21 protein-coding genes and 1 riboswitch are annotated in these 23,492 nt (G+C 49.2%); of the genes, 8 read left to right on the top strand and 13 right to left on the bottom strand.

Annotated features, from left to right (window positions below):
• Positions 1–379: 379 nt before the first annotated feature.
• Entirely contained in the window at positions 380–1,141 is a 762-nt protein-coding gene (gene map, locus PTQ21_RS08130; RefSeq protein WP_063567895.1) for a type I methionyl aminopeptidase, read from the bottom strand.
• Between the two features lie 232 nt (positions 1,142–1,373).
• The gene (locus PTQ21_RS08125) at positions 1,374–1,562 is read right to left on the bottom strand and encodes a hypothetical protein (RefSeq protein ID WP_017690840.1); all 189 of its coding nucleotides are present in this window, start codon (positions 1,560–1,562) and stop codon (positions 1,374–1,376) included.
• Positions 1,563–1,959: 397 nt separating this feature from the next.
• On the opposite strand from PTQ21_RS08125, the gene PTQ21_RS08120 reads away from it, so the two are divergent.
• Entirely contained in the window at positions 1,960–2,241 is a 282-nt protein-coding gene (locus PTQ21_RS08120; protein WP_053779714.1) for a hypothetical protein, read from the top strand.
• A gap of 153 nt (positions 2,242–2,394) precedes the next feature.
• Complete coding sequence (locus tag PTQ21_RS08115) at positions 2,395–2,733, top strand: DUF4870 domain-containing protein (RefSeq protein WP_063567894.1); 339 nt, start codon at positions 2,395–2,397, stop codon at positions 2,731–2,733.
• 307 nt (positions 2,734–3,040) lie between these two features.
• On the opposite strand, the gene PTQ21_RS08110 is transcribed toward PTQ21_RS08115, so the two are convergent.
• Both PTQ21_RS08110 and PTQ21_RS08105 read right to left on the bottom strand, forming a co-directional pair.
• Positions 3,041–4,402: a nucleobase:cation symporter-2 family protein gene (locus tag PTQ21_RS08110; protein ID WP_090810282.1), complete on the bottom strand. Its 1,362-nt coding sequence runs from the start codon at positions 4,400–4,402 to the stop codon at positions 3,041–3,043.
• 1 nt (position 4,403) lies between these two features.
• Positions 4,404–4,991, bottom strand: a complete 588-nt coding sequence (locus PTQ21_RS08105) for a xanthine phosphoribosyltransferase (RefSeq protein ID WP_024632141.1) — start codon at positions 4,989–4,991, stop codon at positions 4,404–4,406.
• 299 nt (positions 4,992–5,290) lie between these two features.
• A riboswitch (purine riboswitch) is annotated at positions 5,291–5,390 on the bottom strand.
• A gap of 270 nt (positions 5,391–5,660) precedes the next feature.
• Between PTQ21_RS08105 and mscL the strand changes: the two genes are divergently transcribed.
• Positions 5,661–6,155 carry a large conductance mechanosensitive channel protein MscL gene (mscL, locus tag PTQ21_RS08100; RefSeq protein ID WP_072734882.1) on the top strand — a complete coding sequence of 165 codons (495 nt, stop codon included), beginning with the start codon at positions 5,661–5,663 and terminating at the stop codon, positions 6,153–6,155.
• A gap of 285 nt (positions 6,156–6,440) precedes the next feature.
• Here mscL and PTQ21_RS08095 read toward each other — a convergent pair whose 3' ends face one another.
• Positions 6,441–6,743: a hypothetical protein gene (locus PTQ21_RS08095; RefSeq protein ID WP_063567890.1), complete on the bottom strand. Its 303-nt coding sequence runs from the start codon at positions 6,741–6,743 to the stop codon at positions 6,441–6,443.
• A gap of 79 nt (positions 6,744–6,822) precedes the next feature.
• On the opposite strand from PTQ21_RS08095, the gene PTQ21_RS08090 reads away from it, so the two are divergent.
• On the top strand, positions 6,823–7,506 hold the full coding sequence (locus PTQ21_RS08090) for an NUDIX hydrolase (RefSeq protein ID WP_274569421.1): 684 nt from the start codon (positions 6,823–6,825) through the stop codon (positions 7,504–7,506).
• Positions 7,507–7,694: 188 nt separating this feature from the next.
• Here the strand turns inward: PTQ21_RS08090 and PTQ21_RS08085 are convergent, their stop codons facing one another.
• Together PTQ21_RS08085 and PTQ21_RS08080 are read right to left on the bottom strand one after the other, a co-directional pair.
• A complete protein-coding gene (locus PTQ21_RS08085) occupies positions 7,695–8,492 on the bottom strand; it encodes a TrmB family transcriptional regulator (protein WP_079695773.1) in 798 nt (265 codons plus the stop codon).
• Between the two features lie 68 nt (positions 8,493–8,560).
• Entirely contained in the window at positions 8,561–9,352 is a 792-nt protein-coding gene (locus PTQ21_RS08080) for a zinc ribbon domain-containing protein (protein WP_064642520.1), read from the bottom strand.
• Between the two features lie 349 nt (positions 9,353–9,701).
• Here PTQ21_RS08080 and PTQ21_RS08075 point away from each other — a divergent pair, with 349 nt between their 5' ends.
• From PTQ21_RS08075 to PTQ21_RS08065, 3 genes are all read left to right on the top strand, one after another.
• Complete coding sequence (locus tag PTQ21_RS08075; RefSeq protein ID WP_274570465.1) at positions 9,702–12,365, top strand: UvrD-helicase domain-containing protein; 2,664 nt, start codon at positions 9,702–9,704, stop codon at positions 12,363–12,365.
• 85 nt (positions 12,366–12,450) lie between these two features.
• Positions 12,451–12,819 carry a hypothetical protein gene (locus tag PTQ21_RS08070; protein WP_063568360.1) on the top strand — a complete coding sequence of 123 codons (369 nt, stop codon included), beginning with the start codon at positions 12,451–12,453 and terminating at the stop codon, positions 12,817–12,819.
• Between the two features lie 204 nt (positions 12,820–13,023).
• The gene (locus PTQ21_RS08065; RefSeq protein WP_274569419.1) at positions 13,024–14,064 is read left to right on the top strand and encodes a zinc-binding alcohol dehydrogenase family protein; all 1,041 of its coding nucleotides are present in this window, start codon (positions 13,024–13,026) and stop codon (positions 14,062–14,064) included.
• 119 nt (positions 14,065–14,183) lie between these two features.
• On the opposite strand, the gene PTQ21_RS08060 is transcribed toward PTQ21_RS08065, so the two are convergent.
• Both PTQ21_RS08060 and PTQ21_RS08055 read right to left on the bottom strand, forming a co-directional pair.
• On the bottom strand, positions 14,184–15,254 hold the full coding sequence (locus PTQ21_RS08060; RefSeq protein WP_274569416.1) for a Gfo/Idh/MocA family protein: 1,071 nt from the start codon (positions 15,252–15,254) through the stop codon (positions 14,184–14,186).
• A 38-nt stretch (positions 15,255–15,292) separates the two neighbouring features.
• On the bottom strand, positions 15,293–15,769 hold the full coding sequence (locus PTQ21_RS08055; RefSeq protein ID WP_072734885.1) for a GNAT family N-acetyltransferase: 477 nt from the start codon (positions 15,767–15,769) through the stop codon (positions 15,293–15,295).
• 282 nt (positions 15,770–16,051) lie between these two features.
• Between PTQ21_RS08055 and PTQ21_RS08050 the strand changes: the two genes are divergently transcribed.
• On the top strand, positions 16,052–17,125 hold the full coding sequence (locus PTQ21_RS08050) for a copper amine oxidase N-terminal domain-containing protein (RefSeq protein WP_072734886.1): 1,074 nt from the start codon (positions 16,052–16,054) through the stop codon (positions 17,123–17,125).
• A 172-nt stretch (positions 17,126–17,297) separates the two neighbouring features.
• Here the strand turns inward: PTQ21_RS08050 and PTQ21_RS08045 are convergent, their stop codons facing one another.
• The 4 genes from PTQ21_RS08045 to PTQ21_RS08030 all read right to left on the bottom strand — a co-directional run bounded on the left by PTQ21_RS08045 (position 17,298) and on the right by PTQ21_RS08030 (position 23,296).
• Complete coding sequence (locus PTQ21_RS08045) at positions 17,298–17,720, bottom strand: RidA family protein (protein WP_063568364.1); 423 nt, start codon at positions 17,718–17,720, stop codon at positions 17,298–17,300.
• A gap of 222 nt (positions 17,721–17,942) precedes the next feature.
• The gene (locus PTQ21_RS08040; RefSeq protein WP_064642532.1) at positions 17,943–18,905 is read right to left on the bottom strand and encodes a M15 family metallopeptidase; all 963 of its coding nucleotides are present in this window, start codon (positions 18,903–18,905) and stop codon (positions 17,943–17,945) included.
• 319 nt (positions 18,906–19,224) lie between these two features.
• Positions 19,225–20,040, bottom strand: a complete 816-nt coding sequence (locus PTQ21_RS08035; RefSeq protein WP_274569409.1) for a hypothetical protein — start codon at positions 20,038–20,040, stop codon at positions 19,225–19,227.
• Between the two features lie 52 nt (positions 20,041–20,092).
• Positions 20,093–23,296, bottom strand: a complete 3,204-nt coding sequence (locus PTQ21_RS08030; protein WP_274569408.1) for a DEAD/DEAH box helicase — start codon at positions 23,294–23,296, stop codon at positions 20,093–20,095.
• Between the last annotated feature and the right edge of the window lie 196 nt (positions 23,297–23,492).

The following is a 23,492-nucleotide window of genomic DNA, read 5'->3' as shown; positions in this document are numbered from 1 at the left end:
CTTATTAAATATAAGTTGAGGGTATGATTTTGTCAATCTTTGGACACATGTTCACAAATTGTTCACTATATGTAAAAAACCGCACCACAACTTGATTTGTAACCGATTTCAGTTAAAAATATTACTCTCTACTTTTGAAAATTTTTGCCAAATTTCGGTGATGAAATTGTTTTTTTTGCCGATTTTTCTCACATTGAAAACATGCAGTATTATGCAAAACAGAAAAGCCTGCATCAGCTTGTTTCTCTTACAACTACTGGAAGCCGCAGTAAAGCCCCATACCGCTCCCTTATAGAACCAAACGGCATGGAGCCTGAACCTATTGTGTATCCCTTACACCGTATGCAGCACCCTTACCAGCTTGCCATAGATACAGCGTCTAAGTCCCGTCAGTTAGTATAAGAGGACCATCACTTGTTATGGCTACCGTATGCTCATACTGGACGCCCCAGCTTCCATCCACTGTTCTCACCGTCCAGCCATCCTCATCCCATACAACTGCTCCAGAGCTGCCTTTCGTAAATATAGGCTCAATCGTAATGACCATGCCCTCTGTCAGCATCATGCCCGTCCTGCGTTTCCCGTAAGGGAGGACATTCGGGGGTTCATGGATGTATTGACCGATCCCATGACCAATAAGAGGCTTCACAATCCCGTAACGATACAGCCTCGCTGTCCGTTCAATCGCGTTACCGATATCCCCCAGCGTATTTCCTGGCACTGCCTGTGCTATCGCCTTATGAAGCGCCCTTTCCGTTCGATTCATTAGTTTGCGTATGGACCTGCGTTGTTCACCGATCCCATACGTCCATGCAGAATCGGCAAGCCAGCCGTCTTTGTTCACCACCATATCAATGGTCACCACATCGCCTTCGACCAGTTTCCGGTCATTAGGGAAGCCGTGGCAAACCACTTCATTAACTGAAGCGCATGTAGCGTAAGGATAACCTTTGTACCCCTTTTGCTCAGGTGTAGCTCCTCTTTCAGCCAAAAAAACCTCCACCCGTTCGTCAATATCTCCTGTCGTTACACCGGGGGCCAACCACTTTTCAATATGCTCGTGACAGCTTCGCAGGATTCGTCCTGCTTCCCGCATGTAGCCAATCTCTTCTTTCGTTTTCAAAATAGGGTCCACATGCATTCATCCTTCCTGCCATATGTGTACTTCCATGTATATGCAGCAGGAACGGAACAAAGCCCCCAAAAGTGGAGCGAAGCTCTACAGCTAATTCTGTTTTCTTTTAGATGAAAGGTTTACACGTTGGAAATATGTACATATCATTTTTCAATCAAAAAAAACCGTCTGCCGGAGCTTAACGCCCGGGAGACGGTTCTATTCATATCGGAACAGTATAATCAGAGTTGTGTGTGTTTCAGGACACGGAAGAATCCATCTTGACAAGCTCATGCTCAACCACAGAAGTCAATTCTTCCTCGTATCCACCCGTAATCCGGTATTTTCTCACGTACTCCTTCACGAATTTTTTTGGATCTTTAGGACGGAAAATCCGAGTCATTTCCCTCAAACTTTCTTTGACCTCATTGTGACCTTTCGTTGCAATTGTAATTCCCTCCCAAAACGTTGAAAGTGAATGCTCCGTTTAGAGAATGCCGAATAAGTCTTAAATGCCATCCATGAAGTTGTGTGCGCGGCTCAAAGCAAGCTTTAGGTCGGGAACCCTTGCTTAAGCAAGTACCTGACACTATAAATACCCGATATGATTCGGTGTGAATCATAATCTTATTGTAGCATATTCGGAAGTATCTGACGACTTGACGATTTTACCTAATATTTATAACGGTTTTTATGCCCAAAAAGTTTATTTCCGAATCATATGTTATAAATACGATACTTCTATACGGAATTAATATATCCAGCATAACACTGAACTATTCGGGGGATATTATCACGGACAACCCATACAGTTAAAATACTGGGATCTAAGGAGGCGTTGTTTTATGGATCAGAAAGATAAAGAAATGCTGCCCCTTTCGCATGAAAAGGTGGAAGTGGACGGAATATATACCAACGAAGCCGGACAAGAAGAACATCTGCATCGCGGACAACAATTCCCGGCCGATCCCGTTCTCGGCAAGACGGAATGGGAACTGACAGAATTCGCTTTTGACAACCATCACGAAGGTCGTACCGACGAGCGTTTGGTTCCCAAAGAGAATGACACCGATAAGATTGGCAAGACCACACATCCACGCAGACATTTTCAGCGGGGTGACCGTTAAGTTATATAATGAGGCAAGGAAAGGGGCATGTTCCAGGGCAGTATTAGGAACATGTCCCTTTTAAGCTAGCAAAGATACATTTCGTCCCATCCGGTTCAGTTCTGTCCACCTCCTTCATAACCTAGTTAAAAAGGACAAAGGAGGCTGGACCGAATGTCCCCCATGAAATCATCAAGCGGTCTGGATGAAAATATTGCCGGCATGCTCTGTTATCTGTTCACTTTTGTAGGTGGAATCGTCTTTCTGGCTGTAGAAAAACGAAGCCGATTCGTTCTGTTTCATGCACTTCAATCCGTCACGGTATTTGGCCTCATTATGGTCGGTCATGTGTTGTGTGCATTCCTCCCACTGTTTGGGCCACTGCTGGCATCGCTATTGTCCTTGCTTGGTGTGGTGGTCTGGCTTCTCATGGTGGTGACCAGTCTGCAAGGCAAATGGCTTAAGCTGCCGTGGGTCGGAGACTTTGCAGAGAAACAGATGCGGCATCTGTAAGATGTAACGTTTCTATCGGCTTCATCTCAAAGTAATTCATCATGTGAGTCTACATAATAATCCATCTTGTTTTGGGCAAAAAAACACCGGATCTTCTGCTCTCTAACGAGCAAAGTCTCCGGTGTTTCGTTTATTATGCCTTCAATAACGATTCACAGGATAGATGATTCATCCCCTGAATAGTTCAGGCCGTTTAACTTTTTTCTTCACAACATTGATTATTCAATCCATGAGGAATTTAAAGTTAACATAATATACATGTTGAAGGCATCGGGTAATAACAACGATGATTTCAGTTCTTTACTTTTTACGCCGACTTGCCGTTATCTCCAAGGATCACATCCGCTTGACGTTCAGCCATTTTGGCAGCCGTTGCTTGAGTACCCAGACCATTAAACAGCAAATTCATGAAAATGGCCGTAAAGCTACCGGCAATAATTCCGTTACCGAGCATAATCTGTGCCCAGTCCGGCGCACCTGCGAACAATTGAGGCACAACCGTTACACCCAGCCCCATGCCTACAGAGCAGGCAATGATGAACAGGTTCTCATGACGGTTCAGATCAACCTGGCTGCCCAGAATACGAATACCAGACGATACCACCATACCGAACAATGCAACCATGGCCCCACCAAGAACAGAACCTGGAACTAGCTGTGCCAATGCAGCAATCTTCGGTACAAAGCCGATAACCACAAGCAGCCCACCCGCTACAACGATAACATCGCGCGTTTTGACTCGAGTCATCTGTACAAGCCCTACGTTTTGTGAATAGGTCGTGTAAGGGAATGAGTTGAAGATACCACCCAGCACAATCGCCAAACCTTCTGCACGGTAGCCACGGGCCAGATCTTTGGAAGACAGGTCTTTATCCAAAATTTTTCCAAGAGCCATGAATACACCAGTAGATTCAGCTACGCTGACAATCGCCACTAGAATCATGGTCAGAATCGGCACAATCTCAAACGTCGGTGTACCAAAGTAAAATGGCTGCACGACATGAAACCAGCTCGCTTCGCGAATTGGCGCAAAGTTAACTTCACCCATAAGCCCTGCTGCCACTGTGCCCACGAGAAGGCCGATCAGCACCGAGATAGAACGAACGAATCCTGTCGTGAACCGTGTCATCAGAATGATGAACACCAATACGCCGAATCCGAGCAGAAGATGAACACCACTGCCAAAATCTTCTGCGCCCTGACCGCCGCCGAGATCGTTGAACGCAACCGGAATCAGGGTCAGACCAATAATGGTTACTACTGATCCAGTGACGACTGGCGGGAAGAGCCGAATCAATTTGCCAAAAATGCCCGAGAACAATACAACGAATATCCCTGAAGCAATGATCGCACCATAAATGGCAGACACACCGCTCTTCATCCCAATTAAAATCATCGGTGATACAGCCTGGAATGCACAACCAAGCATGACGGGCAGCCCCACTCCGAAGAAACGATTGCCCCATACCTGAAGCAGTGTTGCCACACCACAGGCGAGCAGGTCAATCGCAATCAGATAGGTCAACTGCTCCGTAGTAAAACCAAGGGCCTTGCTGACAATAATCGGTACAACGACAGCTCCTGCATACATCGCAAGAACGTGCTGGAGACCCAGAGAAAAGGTTTTGATCGGGTGACGATGCCGCTGAAAAATACGTTCGCGTGCCATATTAGATCGTGACCTCCTCGTCCGCAAACGTAACTTGTCCGTCTGATAACGCCCCGATGCGAACCAGCGATTCCACACGGTATCCTGCTTCTTTCAGCAAGCGGCCTCCTGGTTGGAACGCCTTTTCAATCACGATGCCAATACCAACCACTTCAGCACCTACTTGCTCCACAATGCGGGCCAGACCAAATGCTGCCTCGCCATTGGCCAGAAAGTCATCGATGATCAGTACACGGTCACCAGGCTGCATGAACTTCTTCGCAACTGTAATTTCATTGGTCTCCTGCTTCGTAAAGGAGTACACTTTCTCAACCAGAATGTCTTCCGTGAGTGTAAGTGACTTCTGCTTCCGTGCAAAAATAAGCGGCACGTTGAGTTCCAGCGCAGTCATGATGCCTGGTGCAATCCCTGAGGATTCAATCGTCAGTACACGTGTAATGTTCTCCCCTTCAAAACGACGGATGAACTCCTTACCGACTTCCTTCATCAAAACCGGGTCCATCTGGTGGTTCAGGAATGAATCCACTTTGAGTACCTGCTCGGACAGGACAATGCCTTCCTGTATTACCTTGTCTTTTAACAATTGCATCGTAATTCTTCCCCCTGTGCGCCCTCCCGTACAGAAGCCTGCATGACCTCGATCCCCTCTGTAAAAAAACAAAAAGCCCGCCTTTTTACACGCTGCGGAAAAACCGGAGACGGGAAAAGACGGACTTGTACATATGTGGACAAGCCGCATGGATACTGCAAGTGTAGTGTAATGGAAGAGCATGATAACAGGATAACTCAGAGCAAACCTCACTCCCTATTCAAGAAGGGATATGAAGCTACTTGAACATCCTTTTTCAGACATACTGCCCGATAATCATCTCTCTCCATACCTTAACAACGTTGCAGGATCTTTCCCGTAGTCCGATCATTCCGGTGATCGGGTAGAAACATGCAGGCCTATTCCTGCACATATACGAGTCGGCATATTAAATTTTTAGAGCTCCATGATTCGTTACAATGTATGATCGCGAACCTGAATGTAAAAGTATGAACGGAACTGATAATGTTAGAAGTATACCGAATCGGCGCTGTGAAATAAAGAAGTATTTTCATGGAAGTTGCGGAAACTTGTCTTAATTTGCATTAAAGGGATGATTGCTGCGGTTTTTTTATGTACAATATGAGAACGGAAGCGCGTGTCCGAACGGAGAATCGATGGAAACGCCGCCTGTATTATGAATATATTTGGTAAAGGAGATTTGCAGACATGAAAGGCGTACTAAAGGAATTTAAAGAATTTGCTGTACGTGGCAACGTCATCGATTTGGCAGTAGGTGTCATAATCGGGGCTGCTTTTGGTAAAATTGTCACGTCCCTCGTGAATGATATTATCATGCCACCGGTAGGTAAACTGCTTGGGGGTGTTGATTTCAGTCAGAAAATCATTAATCTGGATTGGGATATGAAAACTGCCAGTGGACAGGAGATCACAACTCTCGCTCAAGCCAATGAGGCTGGCGCTACGGTGATTGCATATGGGCAGTTCATCAACGTGATGATTGATTTTCTCATCGTCGCTTTCTGTATTTTCATGCTGGTGAAGGGTATCAATTACATCAAAAGCAAAGAACACAAAAAGCCCGAGCCGCAAAAAACGACCAAGGCTTGCAAATATTGTCTGTCCGAAATTCCGGCTGCGGCTACTCGCTGTTCGCACTGTACTTCAGAGCTGGAAGCTGAAGGTAACGGCGCAACGGCTTAATCGTTTCCATGCTTGAAGTGCATCAGAATTTACAGTGTACCCAAACTCTCTATAGAGAACAGTAGTGGATAATTGTTAATATATAAAGGCTTATGTAAAAAAACTCCTGCTTGATCTGTCCGTCATGCTTCTTCATCCGTGTTGTTGCAATCCCGCACGGAGCGGGTGGAATCAAATCGGCAACCACATGAAAGGTCTCACCGTAAAGGTGGGGCCTTTCTTTATCTCACAAGCAGGTATGTTGCTCTAATGTCATTATTATCTTACGCTCACCATGCTTACAAACTAGAATCGACGCGGCAACAAGTGCTCCAAAATCGACTTCAAATCCCGATCTTCCTTATAAACCTCTTCCCCGGTATCGAGCTCTGTTACCCGGATATAATCAAAATTCATCGACGCATCCACAGGTTTAAACAACAATTGGCTCTCGTCTTCCAGACGTACGTTGAATCCCATATCCTTAAACATCGTTGTTAGCTGGCTATTCGCCGGTTCCTGACCTTGCCCTACCATAATCAATCCTCTAAGACTTTTACGTTCCTGAGGTTGCGGATAAATGACCTGAAAGTGTACAATGCATTCCATAAGATGGTTCCCCTTTCGTTTAAAACATACTTTGTGAAATTTTGAACTTTAAAACTTGCTATATAAGGAGATACGTATCATGACCCCAGAACGTTTCGATATTTACGACAATCAGCAAAATTGGATAGGTACAGAGCTGCGCAGCGTGGTTCATGCCAAGGGATTCTGGCACCGTTCATTCCACTGCTGGATCGTGCGGGACGAAGGCTCACAGCGGTTGGTTCTATTTCAGCGAAGACGGGATATCAAGGATACCTTCCCCGGATGTTACGACATTACCGCAGCAGGGCATCTCACAGCCGGCGAACAGCTGCATGAAGCCAGTCGTGAGCTGGAGGAAGAACTGGGCGTGCAAGCACCTTTTGAAACGCTGACCTACCTGTTGACAGCAAGACAGCAACTTGAAGGGCAGGTTCGCGGTGTACCTTTTATCGATCGGGAATTCAGCTCCGTCTTTGGACTGTGCTTGAACCAGCCTCTAGAAGCCTATACCTTGCAGGTAAGCGAAGTCGACAGCTTATACGAAGTGCCTTTGGATGACTTGATTGCCTTGTTCCGTGGCGAAACTCATGTGATTCAAGCCGCGGGAGTGCAAGCCGTGCAGTCAGCGTCCAATCAGGTGGATCAGGCAAATAGTAGCTCTGTTCCTCTTCACGTTCAAACACGTCACATGCGCGAGATTAGAGCAGCCGAGTTCGTGCCACACGGTACGGAATATTATATCGATGTACTTGAAGCGTTAGTTCACGTGCCCAAAAACTAACCAATTTTGCCTATGATGAAGTTACGTTCATAGCTTCATTTTCTCAAAAATAGCATGAATTCATACCCTATTACATTAGCTCAACAGGGAACATTTGCTGTGATGAACATCACTGCTTCTGTTAACTAGCAAGAAGAGGCGTCTGCCTCATGGCAACGCCTGCTTCCTTTAAGCATGTATTTTGGAGTTCATAGGATATCTGAAGGTACTGACCAATAACGTGCTGACAGGTTTTGGTATCGAGGCCCGTATCGAGACTCCAGTTCCTCCCCCATGTCCTGCTCCAGTTCATACAACACCAATTCCTGAGCAAAATGATTCAACAGCAGTCCGGTCATGACCGGATGTTCTGTCACCATCGCCTGAGTGGCGCAAGATTCTCCGCGCATCCCTAACATGCACCAACGACGATCTACCACTAAAGAGAACTTCCGGCCATTCCCTGCTCCGTATGAAGGCAAACCAGGCCAAGGAGCGGGCTGATCCATAATACCCTCTCCACCATCACATGACCATAACAGGCGCACACCTCGGTCTTCAGCACGTTGCAAGTCTGCACGTAACAACTCTGCTTCCTCACGCCATACGTCCACCACAATCTCATGTTTGGCCTCAGCCAGTTCACGGCTTAGATTCTCAAATACATTTTTGTCGCCTTCAATATTGTAAAAGACCGGCTTCTCCGGCTCATGCTGCGGCATACTGCTCTGCACATATTCAAGGGATGCACGCATCTGACCGGAGATCATACTTGTCATCTCCTCAGGCTTCAAGACACTGTATTTCGCAGGCTCGCCTGCGCTGCAACGCAGGAATCCCCGCTGTTCCAGCCGTTGCAGGGTGGCATATACATTGGAACGGGACACACCCAGCCTTTTCGCAACCTCATATCCCGAGGCTGAGCCTTGGCGAGCGAGTTCCACCATAATTTTAGATTCCATCTCGGTAAACCCCAGATGACGCAAATGATGCAGCAGTTGGTCCATATTCCCGTCCCCCCATGCTGTAAGCAACCAGCGCTGCCACACATTGATTCGGCAGCGCTTCTACTGCATCAAATCTGTTCTGCTCCGCAGCGTGGGCACCATTTCGAACCTTTGGGAAGCTCTGCTGTACAAATCTGACAATTCACCATTTCGCGTGGCACTTCCGTCTGTACGTCCACCGTGTTCACGATCGGATTATTTTCTTTCCAGTACCGAATGCGCTCATCCAGCTCCTGCTGGCGCTCGCGCTCCCGTTGCATTTCTTCATCCCGACGGCGTTCCCACTCGGCATCGAACGCTTCCTTTTCCTCTTGGGTAAATTCCGTACTGTTATATTCGGATTCGGTCTCCAGGTCCGCAATGGACGGAATTACCGTGTGATACGGCTCAGCTTCCTCCAGTTCCTCTTCAGCTGGCGCATCATAGATTGGTCCCTCCGGGCTTTGGGCCACAGCTGCTTCCTGTCTCGCAGGGTTTGTCGCCCCTACAGATGCTGCTGCGGGTTTGAATTCACCCAACTTGCGTCCGCATTTCGGACAGAAGTTGGCATCCAGTGAAGCGACGTGTCCACACTCGCATAAGCGCTCATTTTTGAGTTGTGCAATCTTGTTGCGCAGACCATCGATCTCATCCTGCAATTCATCGCACAATCCCGATAGATCCACCATCTCTTTTTCGGCACGCGTCATGTCCTGTGCGCGATAACCTTCATAGAAGATACGACCCATATCTGTAAAATGGACTTCCTGTTCCTGCTGCAAGCCCACAATCTGATTATTTATTTTTCCGATTTCAACGGCGTGCTGGGCACGCTCTGTTGCTTTGTTTGCTCCGTTCTTAATTCGCTGAAGCAGTTTCATGACTTCTCCTCCTCTGTCCCGTCAGAGTTGAACCTTTTGATTCAACACCCATTTGTTCCAAAACTCATTTTCATTTGATTTTTTTTTATAGTATATAACTTATACGATATCATGCCAAAAAGTTGCGAAATCTCGCGTGAATGCCCGTTTTCTGCCGATGCTGGATGAATTCGGGGGCTTTCGTCAGGACCATACGTTCGGGTATAATGAAGCTTTGGCCCTACTGATCCGCCTACTTGGGCGGTTATCCCTATCATACCAATTTACAATGTGATTGTGAAAAGGGCAAATGAATTACTTTTAAGCCGGGATAGTCCTATCCCTGAATGCATATAGAGGTGGATGAATGATGTTAAGTCCGAACTCAACGTTTTACCCCCGTCCGCTCGGGGTTACCCCGGCGGCATCACTGCCCCAGTCCCCTTCAGCTCCGCTGGAGACCAGTAGGCAGCTCGTTGCCAGCGATGAACGGGATGCGCCTTATTTCCGCTCTCTGGAAGAGGTAGGCATCCGTCTGAACGGACCCCAGATCTCAGCGGTTCGCCACGGCAAAGGACCCCTGCTGACTCTCGCAGGAGCAGGCTGCGGCAAAACAACCGTACTGGCTGCACGAGCCGGCTACCTGATGGAGGTTAGTGGTGCTCACGCGGGAAGCATCCTGCTGGTGACGTTCACGAACAAAGCTGCCACTGAGATGAAAGACCGCATCGCATCGCTGCCTGGCATTCGTCCCGCAGCCGCACGAGCGGTGCAGGCCCGTACATTCCACTCGTTCGCGTTGACACTGCTGCGTCATTACGGCGTGCAGGAGGAGATTTTTGGCGAGTCCCGTGCGCAGCATACGGTGCTCAAGATGCTTTTGCGTCAGAATGGCATGAGTGAGGCATTTCAGCCTGAGAGTCTGCTAGCTATGCTGTCCGCTTGGAAAATGCAAGGCTCAGAGACGAGCGATCTTCCCGAAAAATCACAGGAGGAACGAGATGCCAAACGTGTTCTCCTTGGTTATGAAGCCTGGAAGCGGGATCGCAACAAAATGGATTTTGATGATATTTTGCTGCGAGCTGCCGCTCTGCTTCGTGATCCTGCTGTACTGGGGCCGCTTCAGCAGCGTTTTCAGTACATCATGGTCGATGAGTTCCAGGATACGAATAGTCTGCAATATGAAATTGTACAAAAACTGGCTGCCGCCCACCGCAACCTGATGGTTGTGGGAGACGATGACCAGACGATCTATACGTTTAATGGTGCACGGCAGGAATCCATTTTGGAATTCGATAAAGTTTACCCCGGTGCACGCATCGTGACGCTGGATATTAATTACCGTAGCGATGCGCGTATTCTGGGACTGGGCAGCGAATTGGTTGCCCGGAACAAACGAAGACGTGACAAGCGGCTGCGCGCAGCCGGGCATCGTGGAGATGCGCCTCGGTTTGCCACCCCCTCCAATACCGAGGAAGAAGCAGCTTGGGTTGTTAACCAATTGTGTCAGCAAGTCGAGGAAGGTCTGCATACCTATCGGGATATCGCGATCCTGCACCGGACAGCAAGTAGCAGTCGGGCTATATTTGAGCAGCTTGTGTTAAAAGATGTGCCGTTTGTACAACACGGCGCTTCCCCGGTCTTCTATGACCAGTCACTGATTCGACCGTTAATGGATCATATGCGCTTGTCCCTGAATCCACGTGCTGTAGATGCTCTGCCGAGTGCGCTTGGGCCTCTCTATGTATCCCGAGATGCCGGACTGGAGTGGATTCAGCGCAGTGAAGAGCAGCAAGCGAAGAAATATCCGCTTATCCATTTGGCCAAATGGGACAAGCTGAAGCCTTTTCAGCAGGAACAGGTCAAGGAACGCATCAAGCTGATCAAATCACTGACGAAGCTGAAACCAGTGATCGCGATCCAAGAGATGCGCCGCCAGTTTTACGACAAGTATATGGAAAGCGGTGATCCAAGCATCTTTACCCATTATAAGGAAACGATGCTGGAGACACTGGACGAATTCGAAGCTGCAGCCAAAAAATTCGAAACCGTTGAAGAGTTCATCCAATTCGCCGATGAACTGTCCCGCAGACACCGCGAGATGGAATCACTGCGCCGTTCACAGGACAGCGATGCAGTCCAACTGATGACGATTCACCGGGCCAAGGGACTTGAATTCCCATGTGTATACTGGATCGGTGCCAGCGAAGGAATCGTACCTCACAGCACGGCACTGCGGCAGGATATCCCTGAAGACCAGAAGGCTGCTCTTACCGTACAGCAGACCGATGCCGAACTGGACATGGCTCTGGAAGAGGAGCGACGACTCGCCTATGTCGCAATCACACGGGCCAAACAGTATTTATACATCACTTCTCCCGCCAGTCATCACGGAAAACCGGCGGACGTTTCCCGCTTTCTGCTGGAGGCCTTCGGCATGGAGGTACCAGACAAACGCAAAAAACGCGAGGAAAGCCAGACTGGCAATCACGCGTCATACGGCAGCGGTAGCAGCAACTGGAAGGGGAACGGGAACACGAATGGTAAAGCTAACGGCAATGAGAGTAGAACTAGAAATGGAAATGCAGCATACGCCCGTTCAGGTTCGCGGCCGCAGGGACGGGATGCAGTAAGTCCAGTTCAGCGTGGTGCAGATCAGCGCAGCGCGATCCGTCAAAGTGATCGGCGTGATTTTGAAGTACTCGATGAACGAGACGAGGATCGTCTCAGTGAGCGGCGCGGCAGCGGGGTGATTCGCAATCACACGGCGTTCAGCACCACGGGTGTGAATCAGGCAGCTTCGTCCTCCAACAGTTCGGGGTCGCAATCTTCAGGTACAGAACGTACAGAAACCGTAGCGATCTGGAAGTGCAGTTCTTCCACCTGCAAAGCATGGCTGCGCCAGAAACACGATGGTCCTTCAGCCAAGGTATCCAAAAAGGCGGCGTCTGGCCCCCCGGCTTGTCCGCTATGTTCAGGTACAATGGAGTCCAGTACCCGTAAGGTTCCCGTAACCGGGCGGTTCGGAAGATGAACAATTGCCATTCGTTTCAGGACGCTTCCTGCTGTTTATTAACAGTAGAAGCGTCTTTTTTCCATTTTAGAATGGAGGTTGGATTATGCAGGACGGCAAAAAGCATTACTATGTATCGGTAACCCATAATCTTATTGAACAGACCAAGAACGAATCAACACCGTTTGAAATCATGGTGGACGATGAACAGCTAAACCGGCTGAAAGACCTGATGAAAGTGCTGGAGGATGAAGATGCCTATACATTGCAACGGGCTCCGGTACCCTACAAATCAGCGGATCATGACGAGGCTACAGAACAATTCTCAGATGGCATGACGTTGCTGTACACGTTTCTTTACGACCATGGCACTTCGGATACTAGGCAGGCGATTGAGAGCATGAATGTACTTTCACGGCTGCAAGATACGGATTATGATGATCCGGGGTATGAGAACTCACCGCTGAATAAATGAACTCTTATCACAAAGACTTCCACTCCGATGAATTCAGGCCAATGACCTGCTTCAGGAGTAACGGGAGTCTTTATTTTTTTACAATTCAGCCCTAATAGTATCATTATTGATACTATAGACCAAAAATCATACTACTGTTTATTTTAGATATTATACTATATATTTTATATACAACTTATTTATGCGAGGAGGATATCTATAACGATGGGAAATCCAATCATGATGAAAGCGTTCGGATATTACGAGCCTGGGCTAGAGACCGACATACCACCATTTCAGGAGGTAGAAGTTGAGAAACCAAAACCTACAGGAAAGGATTTACTCGTTGAGGTGAAGGCGGTGTCTGTCAATCCGACGGATTGGAGATCGCATCTTTCCAAACATCCGGACGATTTATCCCTGACCGTGCCTGGTCGTGATGTAGCGGGCGTAGTAGTGGACATCGGCTCCGATTGCAACTTGTTCAACGTTGGTGACGAAGTGTATTATGCGGGGAGCAATATGCGCCCAGGCGGACACAGTGAGTTTCATTTAGTAGATGAACGAATTGTCGGCAGAAAGCCGAAAAATCTGGATTTCGCCCAGGCGGCAGCTTTACCTCTGACAAGCCTTACGGCAGGAGAAGCTTTTTATGAACGCTTGGGCATTTCCAGAAATGCATCGGATAATGAGGGTAACAGTATGCTTATTATCGGGGCAGCGGGAGGCGTCGGATCGATCGCTACTCAATTAGCCAAGCTCGCTGGACTTAAAGTTATAGCAACTGCCTCTCGTCCCGCATCGGTCTCTTGGGCAAAATCAAACGGTGCAGACCACGTGATCAACCATCATCAACCATTTGGACCACAACTTAAAGATCTCGGACTCGCTGGTGTACAATATATTTTCGTGCTAAATCATATAGATGAGCATATGGATGAGATGGCAGAAGTTATTTTACCGCAGGGGAAAATTTGCTCCATTCTACCCTTCGAAATACCAGCCGAACTTCAAAAGTTATTCTCAAAAAGCGTAACACTCGTTTGGGAAATGATGTTCACCCGTCCGATGTTCCAGACAGATGATATGATTGAACAACATCTTCTACTTAATGAAATTGCAGATCTGGTGGATGCGGGCAAGATTCATACAACGATGGCAGAGCGGATTGAACCAATTAATGCAGCTAACTTGCTGGAAGCCTACCGAAAGAGCAAATCAGGCACTGCGATTGGCAAAATCGTGTTGGAAGGGTTTGAAAATTAAACATACATCCGTTTTGTCTGATTATGATCGATCAATGAATCAACCAAAGGGTGTTGTCTCTCCATTGATAAGATAGAGATACAACACCCTTTAATATTACGTTAGATTCAATCTCTATATCAGTCCAGACGAATCTCTTGACCTTTTTCGGCTGACTCATAAATTCCGCTCAGCATCCGAGTCGAAGCCACACCATCCGCAATGGGACTAATGGGCTCGGTACCATTCAGACAACAATCCACAAAGTGATCAATCTGATTCTGGAAGGCACCGTGAATATCGAGACCTTTATAGTCTGTCTGAGGTTCAATGTTCAGGATCGTATTGTGTTTCTCGGTGACGATTAGCGTCTCCGGCTCCAGCTCAATTCCACCACGCTCACCGTACAATCGGACTGAAGATTCTTCCCCACGTGCATGCAGGGTAAAGCTCACATCTACCGCCAAAGAAGCCCCATTCTCGAAGCGAATCAGCGCATTCGCCATATCCTCCACATTGTTGACAGCGGAACTGTAATCTGCGGCTTTGTAAAAAGAAAGATGCTCGATATGGGCACGATTGCCCAGTTTTCGATACGTATTGCCACTCACCGAAACAGGTTTCGGTTTGCCCATCAGATACCAGCATTGGTCGATAATATGTACGCCAAGATCAATCAGCGGCCCACCGCCGGAACGGTTTATGTCCGCAAACCATCCTCCGGGATTTCCCAAGCGACGCAGGATAGAAGCCTTGGCATAGTACAACTCACCAAACTCACCCGCATCAATGAAACTACGCATCATCTGCATATTGTTATCATAACGACGCACAAATCCCACGACAAAAGTACATCCGCTTTTCTTCACAGCCTCTTCGATCCGCAGCGCATCTTCCACATTGGTGGCTACCGGTTTTTCAAGCAGCACATGTTTACCTGCCTCCAGGGCAGCGATGGCAAATTCGGCATGCGTATTATTCCACGTACAGATACTAACGGCATCCACATGCGGATCCTTCAGCATCTCGCGATAATCAGTGTACATGGATTGTGCATCATATTTCTCAGCAGCCGCGGCTGCACGCTGTTCGTTCAGGTCACAGATGGCGTAAATGACGGCATTCTCGTTCTTGGCATAACACCTCATATGAAGATCAGAGATGGAGCCTGTGCCGATCATGCCGATATGCAGCATTTTGCTAGTACTCATCTTCTTCCTCCCTTCCTTTTCCAGAACATGAATATCGTCTAGTCTGCCCGGAGCATGCCTTTGTAAATCCCTGGTGTTGAATTTTCGATCTTCACGGCCCCCAAGGTCTGAGCATAGAAATCCACGGGTCCCGCCGATCCAATAATCGCGTAAGCGTAACCATCTGTCTTCATGGCGTGCATACAGGCCAACAGCAGCGCTGTACCGACACCTTTGCCCCGTGCCTCCTGACCAACACCTGTTGGACCAAAGAAATTACGACACGTTGCTTCATAACAAGCGAAGCCGATCATTTTCCCATGCTCAAGCGCAATATAACAAGTCACGGGTTGACGTGCAAAAGCTACATCACATTCATCCACCCAAGGCTGGCTAAAATGGGATCTCACCCAATCCAGCACAACTTGCTTCTCTGGTGCGATGGCTCTTCGGATGACAATGGAGGACTCCTCCAACTTCTTCAGTCCACTCTCTTGCTCTGGCAAATGGTAAAGCGCAACCAACATATCACTCATATGATTGCCCCTCTCCTCATATTTGGATGCTCCACAACCCCATGTAATCCTAGGTTAATTCAAAATCTGAATCACACGTCTTCCACTTATTGATCCTTAACCGCATCCCGCTTCTTATAACCGGCTATTGGTCTGTTTTTCAAATAATAGACTAACATGCTGCTCACATTAATTACCTCAAAGTGCAACACTGGACGAAGTTGTCCCGTCTATAAGGTTGGAACGTGGCCTTAATAGGAGTTTACCGCGTCATAACCAAGATGAGAAGGGATGAAATCAACGATGAACAACAACATGAAAAAAGTTAGTGCCCTGATGGTCCTGTCCTTGGCCCTGGGCGGGGGAGCCGCATACGCTGCAAACCTGGACAGCACTCAGCCCATCAATTCAACTTCCGTATCAGCCGACAGCAAAGGAACTGAAGCTGTAAAAGTATCTGTGAACGGGGCACCGATGGCTGACGGCTATTGGAACAAAGATGGTCAAGAACCCATGATCGCGCTGCGTGATCTCACAGAAGCACTTGGCATTGAACTGAAATGGAACAAAGAAAACAAATCTGCTGAGCTGACAAAAGGTACCCTCTGGACACTCGTCACAACAGGCAAAGACCAGTATTCAGTTAATAAAATGCTGCTTAAGCTGGGAACAGCACCTGAAATCACAAATGGTACATTGTTTGTACCCGCTTCTTTTGCAGATAAAGTACTGCACGCACAAGTGAATACAAAAGGTAACCAAGTAACCATCTCCAGTGAAGAGGAAGTGAAAACTGTTACTGAGCGTGGGGTCATTACGGGAATTAACAGTGAAGGCAAATATCAATCCATCCATATCGGCGGTGCAGGTACAGATGGTATCGTCCTTAATGTTGGTGAAGATACCGTGTTCAAATCCGCAGATGGCAAAGATATCAAGCTTACTGATCTGACCATTGGCATGAACGTTGAAGCTGAGCATTCTGAGATTGCAACCCTCAGTTTACCGCCTCAAACACCTACTTACAAAGTCACTGTACTGGATACTGCTGCTTCGGAATCCGAAGCACAACCAAAAGAAGTTCTGGGTACAGCAGGCACGATTGAAAATGTAAAAACAACAGAAGATAATGGTACTCAGATCGAGATCTCCGGCTCCCGTCTGACAGAGACAGCACCTGACCATGTTATCCTTAACATTAGCAAAGATACAAAACTGGTGAATCATCAAGGGGAAACGATCAAACCAGAGGAACTGACCAAAGGGGCCAAAGTGATTGGTTTCTATAGCCCCGTCCTGACTCGCAGCCTGCCTCCAATCGGAACGGCTTGGAAAGTAGTAATCGAAACACCAGCCGATCAACCAGAAGCGAAATAAGCTGCCAGAAAAGAAGGCTAGCCTTCTTTATGCGTAGAGCACAGCAGATCTAGACCACACTATATTAATGCAGAAATAACCTTATCCCACGATTCCTCCTTCATGGAGGTTGGGGTAAGGTTATTTCTCGATCCTGCATTTATATATATATATATGTATGTACGTAATAGCTCTATTCCGTTATTGTTATTTCGGCATCAACTTCAGCTTCTGCTTCAACAATCGCTTCTGCCTCAATCTCCACCATCAGCAAAGGGTCAATGAGTGCACTAACCTCTACCATCGTGGCGACAGGCTGGATCTGACCAAAAAATTCACCATGAGCCTTGCCCACTTCTTCCCAACGGGAAATGTCGGTAACAAACATGCGGGTTCTCACGACATGAGACATGTCTGCTCCCAATTCTTTCAGTGCATTTTCGATGGTCTGCAAAATAAATCTCGTCTGTGCATATGGATCACCTGCTCCAACCACAACACCGTCCTGCATGGCTGTAGTACCCGCAACCTCAATTCGGTTGCCAACACGAATGGCACGGCAATATCCTACAAGCGGCTCCCATGGAGAACCGGTAAACACTTGCTGTCTGTTCATTCTGCTTTCCCTCGCTTTACATGTGATTTGGACTCCTGATTAAACATGAATTATATCAACCTGCCGACCTGCTGAACAAGCAAATAGAATAGGATATAACTGAATTTAGCTTAAACCAAAAAGCCCCTGAAGTGATCTCCCGTGCCTTGGACAAGGGTGAATCATTCAGGGGCTCTAAGAAATTGAGACCCTAGTCTTCAATCAAAAGATGAAGCACCAGGCTTACAGCTTGATATTAGCCTCATCAAAGTATTCTTCAAGTGTCAGTCCACTTTTCACAACATCAGGAGCCAGATCAGTGCCGACATAGCGAATATGCCATGGCTCGTACACATAGCCGGTTATCCCTTCCTCACCTTTTGGATAACGGATGATGAACCCATATTCTGCTGCATGCTCAGCCAACCACTGGCCTTCTTTCGATGTGCCAAACACCTCTTCTATGGCATTGCCTACACTTGGACTGGAAACGTCAATCGCTAGTCCGGTCTGATGTTCGCTGTGGCCTGGCACAGAGCTTACACGATCCGTGTATTCTTTGCCTTTGGTTTTGACATTGTTGTTATAGATCGAAACCTGACGCTGATAAGAACGATATCCAGATACCGCACGAAGCTCAATGTCGTCCGCTTTGGCACCGGCGAACAGCTTCTCCAACGCCTCAGCAGCTTCCTTGCGCATATGGCGCTTTTCATGCGGCCCGTCGAAGGAAAACGGTACGTTAGGCTCAACCAGATCATCCGGCTCATATCCTTCTGGCAAGCTGCGCTGTTTGTTAACGATCACTGTCATCGCTTCTGAATTGGTCACTACCGCTTGTGCATCAATCGTCGTTTGCAGCGCGCTAATGCTGCGTTTCTCCATTAGGGGATCCTCTGATGTGGCTCCATTGCCTGCGTCAGAAGAACCCTCTCCCCCAGTTGAAGCATCGCCGGAACCACTATCCGTATCATCATTGTTATTGTCCGAAGATGAGCTGTCTGTGTTGCTGCCATCCTTGCCAGTATCCTCAGTCAAATGAACCGTGGTACCGTCCGACTCTTGCTGTGCGCTTCCTGCTGCGTTCAGATTCTGGTTCTCCTCTGAGCCCGAACCGTCCTGGCAAGCGGATAACAAAGCTCCGCATATCATAAGTGAGGACAGCATAACCGCAACTTGGCGCTGTCGTCCTGTACGTAATTTCATGTAAAAACTCCTATCGCATATTGTAATAATGATTGCAGTATTCGTGCATGTGGGCTTGTCTTCCCCTGCGACAGTATACCTTAAATTGCAGCGAAGCTCCACCGGTAAAGACCTCCTTGAGAGGAGGTCATCCTAAAGATATGCCGGGTGTACAGCTTGTACGGTCGTTTTTTGGACTTTTAGAGCCCTATCCCAAGGTTCAACGCCATAGAAGCGAATTAGAAATGTATATATCCATTTTGGATAAAATGGATTATTCCGATGCACATCACAAACAAGCGGGGGATGATCTAAGATCTCCCCCGCTCCGAATGGTGCATCATTTGGTTGCCGGGCTGTCCTTCTTCTTCTTTTGGACAGCCTCCCACATCCGCGCAGCTACGCGCTCGCGGATCAATGCCAGCCCTGCGGTGGCAGGCACGCCTGGCAGCAGCGCCGCCAGTTCCGGCGTTGCCGGGGGTTTCCCCGGCTGCGCCAGCCGCACCTTCACGGCGCCGAAACCAGGCCCCGGCTGGTGCATGGCGCCGTCCGCGGCTGCCTCGGCGATCCACTCGCCGACGGCTGCGCCGCCTTCGCCGCCCCGCGCCTGCGGGCGGCCGGCCGTTTCGGCTGCGCGGCCGGGGCCGCTGGGATCATGGGCGAGTTCCTCCGCCCATGATCCCAGCACGCCGGCGAGCAGCGCTTCGCGCGGCAGGCCGGCGTGCGCCAGCTGCAGCAGCGGCTCAGCCGCGAAGCGCGCGGCAACGGCGCGCTCAGCGGCCGAGGCATGCGCGCAGCCCGTGCGGCCGCAAGTGCACGTCGCTGCGCCGCCCGCGCTAAGCGAGCCGCCAGCAGCTGTGCCCAGCTCAGCCTCGCTTGGCGTAGCGGGCAGCAGCCCAGCGAGCTCCGCCGGGGCAGGGCCGCCGCGCAGCAGCGCGTACAGCGCCAGTGGACGCTTGCGCAGCTGTGCCAGCACAGCCTCGCGTTCAGCTTCACTGAACTGCTGCAGCGTGCCTGTTACTGTGAACAAGCCTTCGGCTGATTCAGTCTTGCCTGCGGCTGCTAATACCTCTTTGCTTGCATCAGACGCCGCACTTACTTCTGCTGTCCATCCACCGGGGGACATATGCAGCTCCACATTCCATTTTTCGCTCACAACAATCCCCCTTCCTGTCACTATATTTTGCATGTACTAATTATATAGCAACTTACAGCCATGTCTCGCCCTGAAGTGAGATCAGACCGCGCAGTTCATCATCCGACATCTCGGTCAACCAGTTCTCACCAGAACCGACCACTTGCTCAGAAAGTGCCTTTTTACTCTCAATCAGCTCATCAATCCGTTCCTCCAGGGTACCCTGACAGATCAGCTTATGCACCTGTACGTTTCGATTCTGTCCAATCCGGAATACCCGGTCTGTCGCCTGATTCTCCACCGCAGGATTCCACCAGCGATCGTAGTGAACGACATGACTGGCACGCGTTAGATTCAGGCCCACACCTCCGGCACGAAGAGACAGGACAAACAAGGATGGGCCCTCCCCTTTTTGGAAGGTTTCCACCATATCATCCCTTTGCGACTTCGAAACGCCGCCATGCAGGAAATACGGTTCTTCCTCATACCTTTGTGTAAGCCTGGATACGAGCAGTTCCCCCATCGCCACATACTGAGTGAAAATCAGCGCAGATTCCCCGTTGTCACGGATCGCATCCACCAATTCCAGCAGACGTTCCATTTTTCCGGATGCTTCAGCCTTGCCATGTTCCTTCCGGCTGCTGTCCGCCAGCACCGGATGATCACAGATTTGCTTCAGCTTGGTCAGTGATGACAACACAATTCCCTTACGGGCGATACCGTTTCGTCCATCCAATCCGCCCATCAGATCATCCACCACCCGCTGATACAGAACGGTCTGCTCTGGTGTCAGGGAACAATAGGATTTCAGTTCCAGCTTCTCCGGTAGATCTTTGCGGATATCCGGATCACTTTTCAGCCTACGCAGCATAAAGGGCGATACAAGCCGATGAAGTTCACGCAAAGAAGCTGCATTTTCTTCGGATGGGCCCAGTCCGGTATAGCGCTGGCGGAATGAAGAAGCCGTACCCAGATACCCCGGATTGAGGAATTGGAAAATGGACCACAGTTCGCTTAGTCGATTCTCCACTGGCGTACCCGTCATCGCAATGCGATGCGGCGTAGACAGACGCATGACGCTTTGCGCTTGCTTTGTACGGTAATTTTTAATATATTGCGCCTCATCCAGCACAACGGTAGACCAGTGCAACGAAGCCAGATCCGGGCCATCCCGGCCAGCCAGATGATAGGTCGTCAGCACAATATCATGGGACTGCGCTTCTGCCTGGAAGGCATTGCCGTGCAACCGTTGTCCGCCATGGTGAATATATAACGACAGATTCGGGGCAAACCGCTTCAGCTCACGCTGCCAGTTTCCAAGCAACGAGGTAGGGCACACAATAAGTGCAGGCAGATGCGCATCATGCACGTGCGGCTGTTCAACGTTCGCGGATTCTTCTTCCATCCCCATAAACGCTTCGTGCTCACGTGCTTCCTCCGCCGCGGCTTGCTGTTCCTCATGTTTCAAGTCCAGTAGGCAGGTAATAACCTGAATCGTTTTCCCCAGTCCCATATCATCGGCAAGACATACTCCGAACCCAAGCTCACGCATGGCGGATAACCATTGGTACCCGCGCTCTTGATAGGGTCTCAACTCGCCATGCAGCTCTGCCGGAACCTGCCGAGGCTCAATACTGCGGAGCACCTGTCCGTCGAGCAAAAAGGATAGCAGCCCCTCGGATTCCGCACCAAAGACGGAAAGCCCCTTCCATGCCGTATCTTCGCCTTCTTCCGCTGCCAGATGCAGCCATTCGGAGAGTGGCATATATTGTTCTTCTTCTTTTTTCATATAACGCAGAACCTGACGAATCTCTTTTGTATCCACTTCAATCCATTCGCCGCGGAACATCACATAAGGTACCGTTGCTTCTGCAAGGGCAGCCAGCTCCTCCGCCGTAACCGGTTTGCCGTCCAGCATCGGTTCTGCCTTAAAGGCAACCAGCTGCTCCATACCCAGTGCAGACGGGGCCCCAACCGGTCTTTCTATTCCACGATTGAGCATTTGCAGACGTAGTCCAGCGCGGCGTTTCCCTGCACGGCTCCAGCGGGAAGGCATTAACACGGTTACTCCCGCCTTCTGCAGACGAGGCACAGCGTAGGTCAAAAATTCAAAAAAGGCTTGCTGTTCCAGCTTCATTCCTTCCGGTCGTGCATGAAGAAGCGCCGGTTCCAGCTCCGGTGCCAGTTCTGATGCATGCCCCAGCGCCATCAGGAGCTGTTCTGCAGCTGAAATATAACGTACTTTGCCTCGGTCCAGATCTCGTTCCGGATGTGCCCAGATCGTACGTGCAGGCAATCTCAGGCCAGATTCCTGCACACTGTCTGCCCAGAAGGTAATCCCCCACAATGATTCATGATCACCTAAGGGCGGTTCCAACCGCAGTACCAGCTTCAACTCACCTTCCGTAGGAGCCGTTTCTTCACTGCCTACCACGGGTTTCGCTGTACCGCCAGCTTCTTGCAGCGTTCCAATGAGTTCTGCCATTTCCTCCGTAGGTCCCTGCACCGTCACCGGGCGGAACATCGAGATCAGACTATTCCACCACAGCTCTGCTACCGGAGAGGACCCACGCCGGAATGGCGTGCGGTAACGAGACAGCTCACTGTCCATGCTTTCCATCTCACCCGTGACAACCGCATGGATCATTCCACTCATAAATGAGAATAATACGGCCGCTCCCGCTTCCTCCCGTGATTCCGGTTCAGAAGATGCGTATGCTCCGGGAGCAGACAATCCGATCGGCGGCATAGATTCCGCCAACTCCCGGAATCGTTCTACATCCGCTTCCTGCAACAGACGTGGACGCCATACACCTGTCAGCGTTTCCTGTCCGGTGCGACGACGCGCCCCCGTCTTGGCCGCAAACTCAGCGGACGGAGCAAATTCTCCGCGCAGCAGCAGTTCCTGTGTAAACTGTACTGCTTTTACCCAGTAGCGAATCTCTTCTCCGGCCTCAATTCCTGCCGCATTCAATATACTGTCGTCCCAATGGAGTAGCAGCTTGAATGTATCTTTGGGCGAGATTGCGAGCCCTTCCAACGTCCGTCCGAGCAATTGACGTCGCTTCGTACCCTTCGCTTCCGCGGCATTACGCATCGGATTGGGCCAACGAAGCTCCGCAAGACGCAGAGCGGCAGGCTGAAACAGACGACCCCCGTCGCCAAAATTCAGCTTCCGTACCACGTGGCTCCACGCATCCACACGTGGTTCCGATGTTTCACCGGAAAAACAAAAAAATACGTCACCAAGCCATACTCCATACAGCGATTGCATCATTACAGTCTCCCGTCATCCCTTCGCATTGTTACTCTCCATCATATACGAAAATGCTCGGATTTAAAAACTTTTACGGATAAAAAGTGCTACATTACTTCAAAAAACCATCTTCAAACCACTTCATACTATATTATGTATGCCTGTTAAAAGGTGAAACACACCGCGTCATTGCATTAAGGATAAGGTGATCACAATA

Origin of the sequence: Paenibacillus marchantiae, assembly GCF_028771845.1 — a bacterium.
GTDB lineage: Bacteria > Bacillota > Bacilli > Paenibacillales > Paenibacillaceae > Paenibacillus > Paenibacillus marchantiae.
The sequence above is the reverse complement of the archived record's forward strand: the minus strand, read 5'-3'. Positions and strand labels throughout refer to the sequence as shown.

Excerpts from the sequence above, each read along its gene's own strand:
- PTQ21_RS08110 (WP_090810282.1), bottom strand. The coding sequence starts at position 4,402 with ATGGCACGCGAACGTATTTTTCAGCGGCATCGTCACCCGATCAAAACC.
- mscL (WP_072734882.1), top strand. The coding sequence starts at position 5,661 with ATGAAAGGCGTACTAAAGGAATTTAAAGAATTTGCTGTACGTGGCAAC.
- PTQ21_RS08030 (WP_274569408.1), bottom strand. The coding sequence starts at position 23,296 with ATGATGCAATCGCTGTATGGAGTATGGCTTGGTGACGTATTTTTTTGT.
- PTQ21_RS08055 (WP_072734885.1), bottom strand. The coding sequence starts at position 15,769 with ATGAGTGATATGTTGGTTGCGCTTTACCATTTGCCAGAGCAAGAGAGT.
- PTQ21_RS08065 (WP_274569419.1), top strand. The coding sequence starts at position 13,024 with ATGGGAAATCCAATCATGATGAAAGCGTTCGGATATTACGAGCCTGGG.
- PTQ21_RS08075 (WP_274570465.1), top strand. The coding sequence starts at position 9,702 with ATGTTAAGTCCGAACTCAACGTTTTACCCCCGTCCGCTCGGGGTTACC.
- PTQ21_RS08085 (WP_079695773.1), bottom strand. The coding sequence starts at position 8,492 with ATGGACCAACTGCTGCATCATTTGCGTCATCTGGGGTTTACCGAGATG.
- PTQ21_RS08095 (WP_063567890.1), bottom strand. The coding sequence starts at position 6,743 with ATGGAATGCATTGTACACTTTCAGGTCATTTATCCGCAACCTCAGGAA.
- PTQ21_RS08040 (WP_064642532.1), bottom strand. The coding sequence starts at position 18,905 with ATGAAATTACGTACAGGACGACAGCGCCAAGTTGCGGTTATGCTGTCC.
- PTQ21_RS08080 (WP_064642520.1), bottom strand. The coding sequence starts at position 9,352 with ATGAAACTGCTTCAGCGAATTAAGAACGGAGCAAACAAAGCAACAGAG.
- PTQ21_RS08050 (WP_072734886.1), top strand. The coding sequence starts at position 16,052 with ATGAACAACAACATGAAAAAAGTTAGTGCCCTGATGGTCCTGTCCTTG.
- map (WP_063567895.1), bottom strand. The coding sequence starts at position 1,141 with ATGCATGTGGACCCTATTTTGAAAACGAAAGAAGAGATTGGCTACATG.
- PTQ21_RS08090 (WP_274569421.1), top strand. The coding sequence starts at position 6,823 with ATGACCCCAGAACGTTTCGATATTTACGACAATCAGCAAAATTGGATA.
- PTQ21_RS08115 (WP_063567894.1), top strand. The coding sequence starts at position 2,395 with ATGTCCCCCATGAAATCATCAAGCGGTCTGGATGAAAATATTGCCGGC.
- PTQ21_RS08070 (WP_063568360.1), top strand. The coding sequence starts at position 12,451 with ATGCAGGACGGCAAAAAGCATTACTATGTATCGGTAACCCATAATCTT.
- PTQ21_RS08120 (WP_053779714.1), top strand. The coding sequence starts at position 1,960 with ATGGATCAGAAAGATAAAGAAATGCTGCCCCTTTCGCATGAAAAGGTG.
- PTQ21_RS08060 (WP_274569416.1), bottom strand. The coding sequence starts at position 15,254 with ATGAGTACTAGCAAAATGCTGCATATCGGCATGATCGGCACAGGCTCC.
- PTQ21_RS08045 (WP_063568364.1), bottom strand. The coding sequence starts at position 17,720 with ATGAACAGACAGCAAGTGTTTACCGGTTCTCCATGGGAGCCGCTTGTA.
- PTQ21_RS08105 (WP_024632141.1), bottom strand. The coding sequence starts at position 4,991 with ATGCAATTGTTAAAAGACAAGGTAATACAGGAAGGCATTGTCCTGTCC.